Source organism: Paenibacillus sp. MDMC362 (genome assembly GCF_003269305.1).
Taxonomy (GTDB): domain Bacteria; phylum Bacillota; class Bacilli; order Paenibacillales; family Paenibacillaceae; genus Paenibacillus_AQ.
On sequence record NZ_QLYT01000015.1, the window covers coordinates 136,891 to 152,979 of the forward strand.

Sequence of the window (16,089 nt, forward strand, 5' to 3'; positions counted from 1 at the left end):
GTGCAAGAGTTGATTTCTTCTAAAGTGGACGTTAAGTAGACGTATCCTGACCTCCCTTCCTGATTTGCCCATATCATATCTTATTTTTAGTTGGCTGCGTATTTACAATATTTTAGGTTTTTGCTTTCCTTTTGGGTAATCGTGGAGGAAATGGATGAGTGTATCCGGAATATACCATTTAGGAATCGAGGTGATATGGTTTGAAGCCATTGAATTATAGCGCATTGATCTGCTCTTTGATTATCGGGATATCCATCGTAACGGCAAGTTTTATACTTCAGAGGACTGAGGGTGTAAAGTCTGTGCCAGCTGTAACGGATGAAGCCTATTCGATGCAAACGGATAGCCCATTAATGACCCTTGAACAAACGGCCGAATTCTTGAACCTTACCGAGTCTCAGGTGAAAAGTATCATCTCATCCGAGAATGCGCTAAGAGCGCAGGGTGACTCCGAGGAGGTGTCGTTTCCTTATATTGTGGTGCAAAACGAAATCTACGTTAGCCAAATAGGGCTTATGTCGTGGCTTGACGGGGCTGCGCGGGACAGAAGGGTGTATTGATCATGCGATCGTTACGATCTAAGGTCCAGCCGAATTGCGCGTTATGTGCGTTCACGGTAGAATGATGTTAATCAACAGCTAATTCATCCAAGAACCCTCCTCGCGGTTAACGCTAATGGTGGGTTCTGTTTATTTAAGACCATACGCAAAGGAATGTGGATATGACGGAAAAGGGAATTGTGCTCGTGGTCAGCGTGACCCTTGTTCAAGGGGATCAAGTGCTTATCATCCAAGAAAATAAACCTTCGGTACGGGATACCTGGAACTTCCCGGGAGGGCGTATCGAGCCTGGGGAAGCTATGTTCGAGGCGGCTATAAGAGAAGTGAAAGAAGAGACAGGATATGATGTCCAATTGACAGGCACTACAGGCGTGTATCCATTTATCAGCAGTTTGAATCACCCTGTGATCATGTTTCATTTTACCGGAGAAGTGGTGGGAGGCTCGCTTCAAATTGGTACAGGCGAGATTAAAGCTGCCCGCTGGGTCACGCTGCCTGATGTCTTGGCGGATAACAGTATGAAATTCCGGGATACCGAAGTCATGAGACAGATCGTTGAGAATCTCAAGAATGGCGTGCAGCACCCGCTTAAATTGTTTCATCCGTCTTTGCTTCTAACTTCGAGGTCATCGCATATTCATAATGCTTAGCGGATTATTTCGTATTATTTTTGACTGTGGAACACAGTTCATTCGTATGGAAAGGATACGATGATGTGTCAAGGAGGTAAGGAAGTGGCCAGCATCCGTTTTCCCCTGGGTTCCTTTGAGCCAAAGGTGGAGCCGACATTGGAGGAGAGGCAGAGGATTATACAACAGATACCTTCAATCGTACCGACGCTCCGGCAAATCATAATGAAATGCCCTCTTTCCCAGCTGCATATGCCTTATCGTGAAGAGGGGTGGAGCATTCAGCAAATCGTGCACCATCTGGCTGATAACGACATGAACGCATACTTGCGATTTAAACGTGCATTGACCGAGGAGGAGCCGATGGCAAACTCGTACCGGGAGGATTTATGGGCCGAATTGAGTGATTACACGGAGGTTCCCATTGAGAACTCGCTTACGCTTCTGGAAACACTTCATTTTCGTTTTCTTATACTGCTTAAGGACTTACAGCCCGAGGATTTCAAAAGAACCATGAGAACCCAAGTGCTTGGCAGCATTACCCTGGATATCGCGCTGCAGCGATTTGTGTGGCACAACCAGCATCATATCGCGCAGATAACATCCATATTGAACCGTGAAAACGCGAAGTTACATAAGGAGTGAGCCCAATTGAGCTGGAGATCCAAGTATGCTTATGGAGGCATTGTGTTCAATCAGAATCAAGAGGTCCTCATGAGAAGTCCGCGCGGCTATTGGGGCGGCTATCATTTTATTAGGAATCCAAAGGAGCTATCAAACCATGGGAATGTCAGATTACTATAAGGATCTAAGAGAAAAGATCGGAGACCAGTTAATATTCATGCCGTCCGTTGCGGGCATTATCCGTAATGATCAGGATTTTGTTTTATTTGGAAGAAAGCATCGCGAAGATGTATGGGGACTTGTCGCCGGTGCCATCGAGCTGGGAGAATCCCCGGCAGAGGCGATGGTTCGTGAAGCGAAGGAAGAAACTGGGCTAGATATCGTACCTGAACGAATCATTGGAGTATATGGCGGAAAAGAACGCCGATATACGTACAGCAACGGACACCAAGTGGAATACCTCACGATTGTGTTTGAGTGCGGCATCATTTCGGGGGAGTTGGATCGTGAGAATGATGAGTTTGCTGAACTCGTGTTCTTTCCGGAGGATCAGCTGCCACCCACGGCTTTAAAATATCCGGAACATATTTTCATCAAAGCGAATGGAGAGCGGGCTCATTTCTGATAGAAGCATGACAGATTGAAATCTAGAACGTATGCATGAACTTCCTGGGAGGTGGCGTCTGTGTCGGAGAGAATGGAAACAAGATGGAATCCGCATGCTGCCGTTCTCGGTTTGATCGTAGGCATATACGTTGTGATTTACGCCGGAGTAATCATCCGGTTGATTTACCATTATCATGTTGTGTTGTCTTTCGTATCGGTAGTATTGGTTTCTATGCCTGTGCTGTTGCTGCTGCTCATTCTGTACCTGATAGTTAAATCATCGAGGAGCAAGTTACATTCCATTCATTATTGGTCGACTGGCATTATCGGGGTACTTCTGCTATCTTTTTCAATCTACGCCTTAAGTTACAACCAATCACAGCAGCACTTCGATTACAACCGTTGGGTTGGTTATCCCGAAAAAAGATCGATTATGGTTGAGGATTTTTTAAAGAAACATGATTTGATCGGTTTAACCCAGGGGGAAGTGATGGACCGTTTGGGTGCCAACGACAATGCCAAATGGAATGCCGCTGACGATAAAGCCGTGTATGATCTTGGAGCACTGCGAAGGGCCGATTACAAGAGTGAGGGTCTCTTTATATACTTTGATGATCGTGGCTATGTCAAAAGCTATGAGATCTTACCGGATAGGAAATACAGATGATTTCCCTTCCCTGGACAAGACAATAGAAAGCAGGTCCCCTATGACGTTAAAAGCGATAATCTTTGATTTGGATGAGACACTAACGGACAGAAGGTCGGCGATTGACTCGTTTATTGAGCGATTGATTGCCAGGTATTTCCCGGACTCCGATGAAGATGCTCAGTTTAGGATAGCCAAGCGATTTAAGGAAGCGGATCAGAACGGCTACCGGGATAAGCGTGAAGTGTATGAGATGCTGGTCGAGCATCTTCAGTGGGAGAATCCGCCTACGGCCGATGAATACCTGACATTTTTCAGGGAAACCATCCCGCTTTGTATCCAGCCGATGGATCAGCTGTTTTCCGTACTGCGTCATTTGAAGTCTAAGGGGCTGAGGCTTGGCATCATTACCAATGGAACCGTCCAAGTTCAGGCGGGGAAGATCCGTCAATTGGGTATACGCGAGTACTTCGATTCCATCGTGATTTCCGAAGAGGCTGGCGTCAAAAAACCGGATGCCAGGATCTATATGAAAGCTTTAAATCTGCTTAACGTACGGCCATCAGAGACGTGGTTCGTCGGCGACCACCCGCATAACGATATCATCGGAGCAGCGCAATGTGGAATCAAACCTATATGGTTTACGCGAAGTGGAATATGGGATCACTCTGAAGAAATAAAGCCATATCGGACGATACATAAGCTGGAAGAATTGATTCATATGTATGCTGAACACGATTGAGGGTTAGCAATGAAAGAAGAGTCCTGTGTCTCGGAGGTGCATTTCATTGAAGCGATTTAAAAGTGAAAATGGACAAAAGCTCGTCTATGAATCCTATGATCGCCTGATGGCGGGATGGACGGTACCTTACGAGCAGCACCATATATCCACCTTGTACGGGATGACACACGTAATAACGGCAGGTGCATCGGATCTTCCCCCGCTGCTGTTATTGCATGGAACGGGCGATAACGTCGCCATGATGTGGATATATAATGTGGCGGAGATATCCCGGAACTTCCATATCATCGCCGTGGATAATATCGGGGGTTCGGGGAAAAGCGAACCGAATGACCGGTATGCGAATGACTTTAACCAGGCAGAGTGGCTGGACGAGATTCTGGAGGCGATGAATGTTGACGCAACCTATATCGCTGGCGTATCCTATGGAGCTTATCTGGCCTACCATTACGCGATCGCCAGACCGAATCGGGTCAAAAAGATTGTATGCTTGGCTGGCGGCATTGCCGGGAGTCAATCTGAGCTGATGAGCAAAATGATGCGGGCATTTCTGCCGGAAGCCCTGTTCCCATCAGAACGGAGTGTGCGTAAACTGCTTCGCAAGCTGTGCGGTACGAATGCAGATGCATTCGAGAACCATCCGGAGCTTATGCAGCACTGGTACTACTTGCTGAAGTACTTTAACAATCGCTCCATGATGAAGCACACCATCACAATTCATTCGTCTGCCGATATTCAGACTATACGCGGTAAGACCTTGTTCGTTATAGGTGAGCAGGATCTGCTTAGTTATTATCCGAAGGCGGTTGCCAGACTGGAGGCGAATGGGATGCGTTACCGCCTCGTTCCAGGCGTAGGCCATGCGATCAATCATGAGATGCCGGACCTTGTTCATGAAGAGATAATAGGCTTTTGCAAGGAAGCTTGAGGGGAGGGGGATGAACAATGAAGTTAAAACGATTCATCTGGCTGTTTATTAGTGCGCTTCTCTGTCTGCTCGTGGTTCTATTCGGGAATGCGATGACACCTAAAATCGGCACGAGTTCGGGGAACGGCAATCCTGCCATTCTCCTGTTCATCCCTCTGAGCATACTTTTTCTTGTTTTGGTGAATCAATGGATTCGTGTCTTCAAAGGTTTGAAGATGTCACTCATCTCGTTAAGTTTGTTGATCTTTACCCTGGCTGGCTATATCATAGCGGGTTACGTATATCAGCTCCGAAGACTCGAAATCTATAGACAAATTCAAGCGGAGGCATTCGAATCAGAATATGGTAAAGTCGATTGGGCTCATATCGAATCCATTACGTCCGGTATTTTATCGATACATATGAATAATCAATTCTTTAATGTAAACACGTACTTCATGATGATGGCCTTTTCGCTTTTACTGTGCTTTTTGTACAAGTTGATTGAAGGATTCATAAACAGAAGTCAAGGAACCTCAGCGAAGAATTAAATCAGTAATCTAGGTGGAGAGGAGGAGCATGGTATGTCAACGAACGGGATTTACAATAAGCAGGCCGAAGCTTATGAGGCCATGATTAGCAAGCAGCCTGATTTAGCTGGAGTTATTTATGAAAAAAGGGCATACGATGGGCTGGATGTACTTGACTTGGGAGCAGGTTCAGGACGATTATCTATGCTGCTAGCTGGAGACGTCAGATCTTTGATATGTACTGACATAGCGCGGCCGATGCTGGATATTTTGGATGATAAATTGTCTGAAGCCTATGATTCTCGTAATTGGACGACCGTAGTCGCTGATCATCGCAGCCTGCCGATTGATTCATCGAGTGTGGATCTGATCGTATCGGGCTGGAGCATTAGTTATCTGGCGGATTCGAGCCATGATGATTGGCGTGAGAATCTTGAACTTGTCATGACAGAGATGCAGCGAGTATTGAGACCAGGCGGGACGATTTTGATTCTGGAAACGATGGGAACCGGAACGGAGACCCCGAATCCTCCCGATTTCTTAACGGGTTACTACGAACAGTTGGAGCATCGATATGGATTTAAACATCAGTGGATGCGAACGGATTATGTTTTTGAAACAGTGGAAGAGGCGCTGCATCACACGGGATTCTTTTTCGGAGAAGAGCTGACGGACAAGATTCAGGCGAACCAATGGTCCACCGTGCCGGAATGCGCGGGGATCTGGTGGAAGCATGTTTAGGCTAGGACGGTGATGTGGCCTCGTGGAACTTCTAATGTATGTGGTCTTGTTTATTCTTAACATTCCGATATACAAATGGATTTTCAGAAGGATTTTCGATGATGTGGATGATCTGAAGCAGTCAGTAAAGTATTCGTTGACGCCGGATATCATCTCCTTGTTCCGCAGACGCTTTTGGAAGGATCAATTTGGAGAGCTGAAGCTGTCTGTGTTCTATTTTTGTTGTTTAGGGATCTTTGTCATAGAGTGCTTGGTATTGACCAAGGTGGTCGACGTGATCTTTCAATGAATTAGCTATCAGGGGTTGAACGGTTACGTACCGCTGAATCTGTGGTAGAATTGCGAAGGACAATAACCCATACACATTCAACTGGAGAAGCAGGGAACGTATGTGAAGCCCTGCTTTTTTGATTTGAAGATGTTTGCTAATGGATATAAGGAGAATAGAGAATGCCAACGATAATTACAAAGTCATTTGATCAAGAAATGCAGCGATGTCTAAGTGAAATTACATCGGCTTATCATGCGGGGGAACTGAGCACGATGGACCTAGCGGAATTACCGGAAGAAATCTATATCATTGAGGCGGAAGATAAGATGGTGGGGTACGGAGTCGTGTGGGAATACGATAACGGGAAGCAGCTCATCCAGAAGGCCGAACAAGATTATTTTAGCGCCGATGAGCGGTATTTGGAGAAGGACTTCTATATTGATGTCAAGAATAAGAAGGATTTTATCTTTATCCAAGCCTTGGATGTACTCAAAGAATTCGAAAACAAAGGGTACGCGGCTTTCTTCATGAACTGGCTCAAAGCAAAGTATCCTAACAAAAAAATGTATGTCTATACCCTGGATAAATCACGGAATTTCTGGTTCAAGCAGAATTTCGAGATTCTAGGAAGTACGGCATGGATGACCTTTAATTAAGGTATCTTGCAGCATCAAAATTATTCAAGGGAAGTTCATTGCATTCTTGACCCGAAAAGACAAGAGCTTGTCAGATGGTCTGAAGTAGACATTAAGATAAACCGGCTGCAAATTTGCAGCCGGTTTATCTTGATTCGAGTCAAGCAGGGTTGAACGCCTGTTATTGATCCAATGCGTTTTCAAACTTGCCGAACCACTCACTCCACCCATATCTGGCGCCTTCGAGTCCATGAACATGGGAGAAGCCCGTTTGTTCGAGATGAAGATTAACCTTGCCGTCGCCTAAATCTTGCAGTGTCCAGGTGACGGTATGCCGCTCGTCTCCGGTAGCCCAAGAATAGGACAACCGATTGGGCGGTTCTACGATAAGTACTTCGCCGTCAACGATTCCATCCCAATATTCAGACGGCTCATGGCGAAACTGAAAACGATGTCCAACGACAGGCTTAAAATCATTTTCCGTGATCCACTTTGCCAACTTACTTGAATCGGTTAAGGCAGCCCACGCCTTCTCGATTGATGTCGTGTACTGAAAATCCATGGATAAGATTAAACTCATTCTTCTTCCTCCTCGAACAGCTGGTTCAAGCGCAGCATATTTGTAGTCCAGTATTTGCTGTAGAGAGCCACCCAATCTTGAACTTCTCTAAGCGGATCGGGGTTTAGCCTAAATCGCGTTTCCCTGCCTACTTTCCGGTCGAGCACCAGCCCGGCCTCTTTAAGGATAGTCAAATGCTTGGATACCGCTGTACGGCCCATTGAAAATTGTGCCTTTAATTCGTGAAGCGGTTTCTCCTCTGCCTGTGATAACAGATGAATCAGTTGACGCCTAGTGGGATCTGCAATCGCGTCAAATACATCGCGGGACGGATGATTCTCAATCACGACAACCCTCCTAAAAGTCTAATTTTGTTGTTAGTCATCTAATGATGGATGAAGGGACCGCCGTTAATTTCACCACCTCTGCTTCATGATTTTATAAGTGAAATTTTCAGATATACCTGGAAATGACGATCACTCGATTAGAGAGTTAGTGTTAATCTCTAATGTTCATTCTAAACTAATATCCAAAAAAGGCATCCTTTTTGATATTTCGCTTAGAAATCTGATTACTCCGCAAATGGCTGGAAATAGAATCCTTCGGGCCCGCAATAAAGTATCGATTTCCTGATGCAAGTCATCTCTTGAATCAAGATAAGTCACAGTTAATGAAGGATGGTTAGCCATTTCATCTAGCTCATTCTTGAAGATATAAGACTTTTTGCCATCCAAATAGAGCAGCTTTCTTGGCTTCCCGTCATGATTCCCATCTGCCTCTAATTGTTTAAGGATCGATCGAAATGGTGTGATTCCAATTCCACCTGCGATCAGAAGCGAAGGACTGTTATCCTGCAAGTAAAAAGAACCGACAGGGCCGCTCATTTTAACTTTCATTCCCTGTTTTAATTCTAATAGAGCTTTTTTAAAATCACTAGGATCATCACCGATGCGCGTTGTTATTTTAACCATATTCTCTGTAGGAGCAGCTGCCAAGCTGAAAGGTTTTGTAGGGTTTTTTATGGACTTATGAGTAATGCTGAACAAACCATATTGCCCTGCCTTCCAGGTTAAATCTTTCTCTCTTTCAAATAGAAAAGAATAGACATCCTCTGATTCTTTGCGGCTTTCTATAAATGATAGTTCTCTCTTCTTGAATATGGAGAACATATCCTGAAAAAAACTCATTTTCCCATCTCCCTCTTATAACGTTATCGGTATGGCAATCGCTATATCTTCATCCTGACTTCTAATTGGACACCATTTAGTGATACTTTGATTTTAGGCCACCATTTGGTGTCGTGTCAATGACATATTTCAACTCCATATGAACACGGTCCAGCCCATATTGCATTTTAACAAATGGGTCGCTCCAGATGGATTATATCCCGATATGGATCGGAAGATCGTTGTATAGTAAGCGCTTTACCCGCGCTTCTATAATGGTAGCAAGCTGCAAAAGGCGCTTGAAACTAAACGTCCTGAATGCAGCACAGATGCACGCAGAAGGAGGCAATCCACAGATGTTAGGAAGCAGCGATACGGCGGTGAACGTGGGGGTGAATGCCGAAACTCACATTCGCTTGGCGAATGGTCTGGTGGCCATTGAGGTGGATTTGGAAAAAGGCGGTTACAACTACGCAGGCAGCAGGGGATTCGCTCTGCAAGATGTACGAAGCGGCTTTCGATGGCAGGGCCGGGAATACCACACGGGGAATTATGACCGCCACTATATGATAGGCCAGCCGGAGAAGATTCAAGATTCGTTCGGAACAGGCATCCATGTCGTGATGAAGCATGAATCCGATCTGCTCCCAGGCCTGGAACAGCATTTTTACGTCTATGAGGGGGCTTCATCTTTTATCACGCGGGTCGTCATTGTCGGCCGAGAAGAATTGAAGGTAAACCGCATCGCGGTGGTGAAAACCGATAGCGTATCGAGCGGGAGCGAGACGGTTCCGGGAGAAGCGCTGCATGTGCTGCGCGTGCCTTATGACAATGACAAATGGGTGCGTTACCTGACGGAGACGGCCCCGCTGGAGATGGATAGTTACGAAGTGACGGCCTTGTTCCAGCCGGATAGCCGCAATGGATTGATTCTGGGATCGATCAGTCATGACGTGTGGAAGACCGGCATTCGCGTCAAAGGGGAAACCGCAGGCAAGCTGGATGAACTGGAACTGTACGCTGGCGCGGCCGACACCATGACCCGAGATTCCCAGCCGCATGGCTACGTAAGAGGAACGCGCGTCGAATCTCCGCTGGTTATGGTAGGGGATTACGACGATTACCGGACAGGACTCGAAGCGTATGGGGAAGCGAATGCGAAGGTAGCGCCTGCTCTGAGCTGGGAAGGCGGCGTCCCGATCGGCTGGAACAGCTGGTCGGCCGCCATGAGCACGCTGGATTACGACCTCTATGTATCGACGAGCGATTTTCTGAAGCGGGAGGTTCAGCCGCAGGGCTTTCATAACGAGGATACCCTGTACATGAATTTCGATGCGTTCTGGGATCGCCTGACGCCTGCCGAGATGGAGGATGCCTTGAAAAGAGTCCGCGAAAACGGGCACAAACCCGGTACATACTGGACGCCGTTTGCGTTCTGGGGAAGTCCGGCTGGGTTCGGGAACCCCGTAGAGGGCACTGACGGGAAATACACCTATGGCGATATCTTGCTTCGCGACCAGGATGGCGAGATTTTGCCGGATGTTGACGGCGGACTTGCAATTGATCCTACGCATCCCGGGAACCTGGCGCGAATCGATTGGTTCATGGATAAATTCGTTTCCGAGGGATTTGAGTATATCAAGCTGGATTTCATGGCTCACGGGGCTCTGGAAGGCAAGCATTACAATCCGGATATTACGACGGGAATCGCTGCATACAATTACGGATTGTCGTATCTGACGGATAAACTCTCCCCGGAGCGGATCGGCAGACCGTTCTTCATCAACCTGTCGATCGCCCCGCTGTTCCCTTATTCCTATGCGCACAGCCGCAGAATTTCCTGCGATGTGTTCGGAACGATCCAGGATACGGAATATTTGCTGAATTCGCTGACGCACGGGTGGTGGATGAACGATACGCTGTACCGTTTTAACGATCCGGACCATGCCGTGATCTATAAAAGCTTCAATCAGGATTCGACGACCCGCCATGAAGGGCGAAGCCGTCTGACCGCGTCCGTGATCTCGGGAACGGTGCTGCTGCTGGGCGATGACTTCCGGCATGAGGAAGCGGCATGGCGCGCCAAGAACTGGCTGGGAAATGAGGCGATCATCGAGATTGCGAGACTGGGCAGAACCTTTGTGCCCGTAGAGGGGAATCTCGGGAAACAGGCTGCGGATACGTTTGTGCTGACCCATCCGAGCGAAGCGGGAACGACGTTTATTGCCGTATTTAACTTTGACGGGGCCGAGTCCGTGCAGAAGACGGTTTTCTTGGAACGCTGCGGCCTTGAGGCGCACGCTTCTTACACGGTTCTGGATGTGTGGGAAGGAACGGCAGGTCAATCGGATGGCACGCTTGTGGTCGAGCTGGCGCCAGCCGAATCGAAAATCCTGAAATTAAGCCGAAATCAATGAATAGAAGGAGGAGAGGTTCAGTGCGTATTCATCCGTTCAAATTCTTCCAAAAGCCATTCATGCTATTCTTATCGATTCTGTTAGCGGGGTCTGTGCTAGGCAGCTCCTTGGCTTCGGCAGAATCGCAGCAGCCGAGTCAAACGGCCGGAGGCATCCTTTCCTACGAGGCCGAGGCATCTCAGAACACGTTTACCGGCAATGCAGGAGCGGTCGATTGCGGCTTCTGTTCAGGCGGGCAAAAAGCCGGCAATCTATACGGCGGCTCCACGCTGACGTTCAACGGGATTCAGGCCGATAAGGCCGGTATCTACAATATGAACATGTTCTACATCTCCGGGGATTCCCGAGCGGCTTCGATCTCCGTGAACGGAGCGGAGAAGGAGAATTTCAGTTTTCCGAAAACAGCGAATTGGAACACGATCGGCACCTATCAGATTCAAATTTACTTGAATCAGGGCAGCAACACGATTCTGTTCGATGATGCAGGCGGATACTCGCCCGATTTTGACAAGATTGAGCTGACCTTTGATTCAGCCGGCGAAAACGGATCAGGCCCAGATGGCAGCATTGGCGATTTGGGCAAGCAAAAGAAAGCCACGAGCTATGGCTCCATCACCTTAACCGAATATGCCAACGGCTTCAAGGTATCCAATCCGACGTATGAGCTGCTGTACAACACCTCGACCGGATTGTCGCAATACAATTGGAACGGTGAGGCGGTTGCCAAGGGGTTATACAGCGAGATCCAGCTCGACCGGATGGTTGCAAGTACAGATTATAAACATCATAAATTTTATAAAAATCAGGTGGTCCCATTCCAGGATGCCACCGGCAAGGGCATCAAGGTGACGGTCTTGAATGAGGATGGGGGAATGCCATCGCTCAGCCAAATCTATTACGTCTATGAAGACGGGCCGTATCTGCTTACGGAAACAGTGGCTTCCCATCATTCCGCAATATCTACGGGGAACATCGCACCCATCGCGATGGAAGCGAGAGGCGGCATCGACATCGGCAGCTATGACGATAACCGGGTCCTCGTCGTTCCTTTCGACAATGATGCTTGGTCCAGATACCAAGCGAAGTCGATGAATACCGGCCTCAACAACGGTCTGTATGTCAGCTCGGAGCTGACGGCCATCTATGACAATACGAGCCGGAACGGCCTGGTCATCGGATCGGTGACGCATGACACGTGGAAGACCGGCATCTATTGGAGCGGCTCGAATGACAAATTGAACAAACTGCGTGTATATGGCGGATTTACGTCATCCACCTCCACGTGGGACACGATCCCGCATGGAAAGGTAACGGGGAAGCAAATTGCTTCGCCGAAAATCATGATCGGCTTTTTCGAGGACTACCGGACCGGGCTGGAGGCGTTTGGCCAGGTGAATGCAGCGATTCAGCCTCCGTTAGCCTTTGGCGAAGACATTCCTGAAGGCGTTCCGGTCGGTTGGAACAGCTGGGGAGCTTATGCCAGCGATTTAAGCTTTGACAAGGCGGTTTCCGTCTCGAATTATGTTAAAGACCATATTCAGAACCTTTCCTTCAACAATGAGGGCAGTATCTATATCAATCTCGATTCCTATTGGGATAACATGACGGATCAGCAGCTGACGGATCTGGTTCAGCTCATTCACAGCAATGGACAGAAGGCCGGCATCTATTATTCGCCGTTCGTGTACTGGGGCAACAATATGGAGCAGGAAGTCGAAGGGACGAGCGGCAAATATAAATACGGCGATATCGTGCTGCGCGATTTGGACGGCAACGTCCTGCCGACGCTGGACGGCGCTTATGCCGTGGATCCGACGCATCCGGGCGTGAAGCAGCGGATCGATTATTACATGAATAAGTTCAAGAGCAAGGGCTTTGAATATATCAAAATCGATTTTCTGAGCCATGGGGCAATGGAAGGCAAGCACTATGATGCCAACGTTCAAACCGGCATCCAGGCCTATAACCAAGGGATGGCTTACGTGAATGAAGTGCTGGACGGCTCCATGTTCATCAGCGCTTCCATCGCGCCGTTGTTCCCTAGCCAATATGCGCACAGCCGCCGTATTTCCTGCGATATCGACGGCAGCATCGGCAGCACGGAATACCAGCTGAACAATCTCACGTACGGCTGGTGGCAGAACGGAACGATCTACCATTATACCGATCCGGACTATATGCACTTAACCAAAGGCGGATCGATGGAAGGCGCGCAGTCTCGCGTCAATGCGGCCGCAATCTCCGGCACGGTCTTCCTGAATTCGGATGACGTAACGGATGCGACGGCACGGCAGTACATGGAAACGCTGCTGACCAACCCGGAAGTGAACGGGCTGGCGATGAAGGGCAAGGCGTTCCGGCCGGTAGAAGGCAACACGGGCACGCAGGCAGCAAACGTATTCGTGCTAAACGATCAGGGAACCCACTACGTTGCCGTGTTTAACTACACACAAAATGCGGCACAGCACACCGTGGATCTCGTTCGGGCCGGTATCGCATCGGAAGGGGCGGCGTCCTATACGGTGACGGATGTTTGGAGCGGCCAATCTCAGACGGCGTCTGACTCTTCGCTGGATGTGACGCTAAAAGCGGCTGAATCCAAGCTTTATAAAATCGTCCCTAATCCATAACAAGTAAACATAGATTAATCATGAACAACTGCAAATTCATCGCGGTTCTCGGCTCCATCCGGGAATCGCGATTTCTTGCTTTTGCTGTAAGGGTAGTGCTTGTCTCGATACTGGAAAATCAAATGAAGAGGGGAAAACAACATGTCAGATATGAAGCTTTGGTATACGAAACCGGCTCAGGGCTGGTCGCAAGGGCTGCCGATCGGCAACGGCCGAATGGGGAATGTGGTGGTATCCACTCCTGACAGAGAAATATGGAATATCACCGAAACCACCTATTGGTCCGGCCAGCCGGAGCCGGCTCAAGGACGAAGCAACAGCAAAGCGGATTTGGAGCAGATGCGGAAACACTTCTTCCAGGGCAATTATCGCGAAGGCGATCGACTGGCTAAGAAGCACCTGGAGCCGGAAAAATTGAATTTTGGCACCAATCTGGGACTATGCCAAGTCGTGCTGGAGTTTGATCATTACGTGAAGCCATCCGAAGGCGGGAGACAAGGTACAGCAGATCAGCCGCTGTTCCATCGGGAACTGGATCTGGAGGAGGCGGTGGCACGTTCTGTTTGCGAGATCGATGGAGCGGAGATGACGCGAGAGGTCTTTGCTTCCCATGCCGATCAGGTGATCGTTTCCCGGATCCGCAGCAGCCAGGGTTCGTCAGGCGTGTCATTCCGCATTTCGATTCGAGGCGAGAACGGTCCTTTTCATGCTGTCGTTACTAGTAAGGATACGATCGAATTCCAGGGACAGGCGCTGGAAAGCGTACATAGCAATGGGGAGTGCGGGGTGTCCTGCCAAGGCCAGCTGCGCGTCGTAACGGAAGGCGGGCAGGTGAGCTGCACGGATGACACCATAATCGTGGCCGGGGCGGAGGCGGCGGCGATTTATTTTGCGGTGAATACGGATTACCGTCAAGAAGATGAGGACTGGCGGGAGAAAAGCGCGTTGCAGCTGGATCAGGCCTTTTTGCTAGGGTATGACGAGCTTAAAGCCAAGCATCTGGCGGATTATCAGCCGCTGTATGCCCGTGTACGATTGGACCTGGGAAGCTCCGAGCATTCCTGTCTGCCTACGGACGAGCGGATCGGCAGGTTTAAGCAGGGCAAGCGGGACGATCCGGCGTTGTTTGCGTTGTTTTATCAATACGGCCGGTACTTGACGATTAGCGGGTCACGACAAGACTCCATCCTGCCCATGCATTTGCAAGGCATTTGGAATGACGGCGAAGCCAACAAAATGGCCTGGAGCTGCGATTATCACCTGGATGTGAACACCCAGATGAACTATTTTCCGACGGAGGCCGCGAACCTGAGCGAGAGCCATGAGCCGCTCATGCGGTATATCCAGCAGCTATCGGTGGCCGGACGCTCGGCGGCGCGTCATTATTACGATGCCGAAGGCTGGGTGGCCCATGTATTCTCCAATGCCTGGGGATTTGCGTCACCGGGGTGGGGGACTTCATGGGGGTTGAACGTGACGGGCGGATTGTGGATCGCGACGCATATGATTGAGCACTACGCGTACAACCGCGATCAGGCTTTTCTGGAGGAGGTGGCTTATCCCGTCCTGAAGGAGGCTGCAGCCTTTTTCATGGATTACATGACGGTGCATACGAAGTATGGCTGGCTGGTGACGGGTCCGTCGAATTCGCCAGAGAACAGCTTTTATAACGGCCATCCGGAGGATGGGCACCAGCAGCTGTCCATGGGCCCGACCATGGATCAGGTCCTGGTTCGGGATCTGCTGACGTTCTGCGTGAAGGCAGCACAGACGCTGGGCGTGGACGAGGAGCTTCAGCAGAAGTGGCAGACGGCGCTGGATCAACTGCCTCCGCTGATGATCGGCAAGAAGGGGCAGCTGCAGGAATGGCTGGAGGACTATGAGGAGGCGCAGCCGGAGCACCGCCATCTGTCGCATCTGTATGCCCTGTATCCCGGCAGCCAAATCACGCCGCATCATACGCCGGAACTCGCTGCGGCAGTCCGAGTGACACTGGAGAACCGGAACAGCCGGGCCGACCTGGAGGATATCGAATTTACCGCGGCGCTGTTCGGACTCTTCTACGCCCGACTGCATGACGGGAACCAAGCCGTGCAGCATATCGCCCACCTGATCGGGGAGCTGTGTTTCGACAACATGCTCACCTACTCCAAACCCGGCGTAGCCGGAGCCGAGGCCAACATCTTTGTCATCGACGGCAACTTCGGCGGCACCGCCGCCATTGCGGAAATGCTGCTGCAGAGCCACGAAGGCGAGATTCATCTTCTGCCCGCACTACCTGCCATGTGGCCGACAGGCAGTGTGAAAGGGCTGAAGGCGAAAGGGAATATTGAGGTGGATATGAGCTGGGAAGATGGGAAGTTGGTTGAGGCGAGGGTGAAGGGGAATGAGAGTGGGATGGTGAAGGTGTTTTATGGGGGGAGGGA

At 49.3% G+C, this 16,089-nt stretch carries 16 protein-coding genes and 1 pseudogene; 14 read left to right on the plus strand and 3 right to left on the minus strand.

All coding sequences use genetic code 11. From position 1 onward, the window contains the following. The first annotated feature begins 302 nt into the window (after positions 1 to 302). From DP091_RS07650 to DP091_RS07700, 11 genes are all read left to right on the plus strand, one after another. Positions 303 to 560, plus strand: coding sequence for a hypothetical protein (locus tag DP091_RS07650; RefSeq protein ID WP_258394431.1), 258 nt, complete (start codon positions 303 to 305; stop codon positions 558 to 560). Between the two features lie 161 nt (positions 561 to 721). After that, on the plus strand, positions 722 to 1,210 hold the full coding sequence (locus DP091_RS07655) for an NUDIX hydrolase (protein ID WP_113057766.1): 489 nt from the start codon (positions 722 to 724) through the stop codon (positions 1,208 to 1,210). Positions 1,211 to 1,294: 84 nt separating this feature from the next. Continuing rightward, positions 1,295 to 1,834: a YfiT family bacillithiol transferase gene (locus DP091_RS07660; protein ID WP_258394432.1), complete on the plus strand. Its 540-nt coding sequence runs from the start codon at positions 1,295 to 1,297 to the stop codon at positions 1,832 to 1,834. 136 nt (positions 1,835 to 1,970) lie between these two features. Continuing rightward, a complete protein-coding gene (locus tag DP091_RS07665; RefSeq protein ID WP_113057767.1) occupies positions 1,971 to 2,438 on the plus strand; it encodes an NUDIX domain-containing protein in 468 nt (155 codons plus the stop codon). A gap of 60 nt (positions 2,439 to 2,498) precedes the next feature. After that, a complete protein-coding gene (locus DP091_RS07670) occupies positions 2,499 to 3,086 on the plus strand; it encodes a hypothetical protein (RefSeq protein WP_113057768.1) in 588 nt (195 codons plus the stop codon). A gap of 40 nt (positions 3,087 to 3,126) precedes the next feature. Further along, positions 3,127 to 3,807, plus strand: coding sequence for an HAD family hydrolase (locus DP091_RS07675; protein ID WP_113057769.1), 681 nt, complete (start codon positions 3,127 to 3,129; stop codon positions 3,805 to 3,807). Positions 3,808 to 3,853: 46 nt separating this feature from the next. Then, on the plus strand, positions 3,854 to 4,735 hold the full coding sequence (locus tag DP091_RS07680) for an alpha/beta fold hydrolase (protein ID WP_113057770.1): 882 nt from the start codon (positions 3,854 to 3,856) through the stop codon (positions 4,733 to 4,735). A gap of 17 nt (positions 4,736 to 4,752) precedes the next feature. Next, positions 4,753 to 5,265, plus strand: a complete 513-nt coding sequence (locus DP091_RS07685) for a hypothetical protein (RefSeq protein ID WP_113057771.1) — start codon at positions 4,753 to 4,755, stop codon at positions 5,263 to 5,265. A 33-nt stretch (positions 5,266 to 5,298) separates the two neighbouring features. Beyond that, on the plus strand, positions 5,299 to 5,985 hold the full coding sequence (locus DP091_RS07690; protein WP_113057772.1) for a class I SAM-dependent methyltransferase: 687 nt from the start codon (positions 5,299 to 5,301) through the stop codon (positions 5,983 to 5,985). Between the two features lie 22 nt (positions 5,986 to 6,007). Then, positions 6,008 to 6,274, plus strand: a complete 267-nt coding sequence (locus DP091_RS07695) for a hypothetical protein (RefSeq protein ID WP_113057773.1) — start codon at positions 6,008 to 6,010, stop codon at positions 6,272 to 6,274. Between the two features lie 161 nt (positions 6,275 to 6,435). Continuing rightward, positions 6,436 to 6,912, plus strand: a complete 477-nt coding sequence (locus DP091_RS07700; RefSeq protein WP_113057774.1) for a GNAT family N-acetyltransferase — start codon at positions 6,436 to 6,438, stop codon at positions 6,910 to 6,912. Between the two features lie 160 nt (positions 6,913 to 7,072). Here the strand turns inward: DP091_RS07700 and DP091_RS07705 are convergent, their stop codons facing one another. From DP091_RS07705 to DP091_RS07715, 3 genes and pseudogenes are all read right to left on the minus strand, one after another. Then, entirely contained in the window at positions 7,073 to 7,471 is a 399-nt protein-coding gene (locus DP091_RS07705; RefSeq protein ID WP_113057775.1) for an SRPBCC family protein, read from the minus strand. After that, on the minus strand, positions 7,468 to 7,797 hold the full coding sequence (locus DP091_RS07710; RefSeq protein ID WP_113057776.1) for an ArsR/SmtB family transcription factor: 330 nt from the start codon (positions 7,795 to 7,797) through the stop codon (positions 7,468 to 7,470). The genes DP091_RS07705 and DP091_RS07710 overlap by 4 nt, the downstream gene beginning before the upstream one ends. Before the next feature lie 175 nt (positions 7,798 to 7,972). After that, a pseudogene (locus DP091_RS07715) lies at positions 7,973 to 8,637 on the minus strand (FAD-dependent oxidoreductase). A gap of 335 nt (positions 8,638 to 8,972) precedes the next feature. Here DP091_RS07715 and DP091_RS07720 point away from each other — a divergent pair. The 3 genes from DP091_RS07720 to DP091_RS07730 all read left to right on the plus strand — a co-directional run. Continuing rightward, positions 8,973 to 11,033, plus strand: coding sequence for an alpha-galactosidase (locus DP091_RS07720; protein WP_113057777.1), 2,061 nt, complete (start codon positions 8,973 to 8,975; stop codon positions 11,031 to 11,033). A 20-nt stretch (positions 11,034 to 11,053) separates the two neighbouring features. Further along, positions 11,054 to 13,663: a carbohydrate-binding protein gene (locus DP091_RS07725; protein WP_113057778.1), complete on the plus strand. Its 2,610-nt coding sequence runs from the start codon at positions 11,054 to 11,056 to the stop codon at positions 13,661 to 13,663. Positions 13,664 to 13,804: 141 nt separating this feature from the next. After that, on the plus strand, positions 13,805 to 16,089 hold a 2,285-nt coding region (locus tag DP091_RS07730), incomplete at its 3' end, for a glycoside hydrolase family 95 protein (RefSeq protein WP_113057779.1).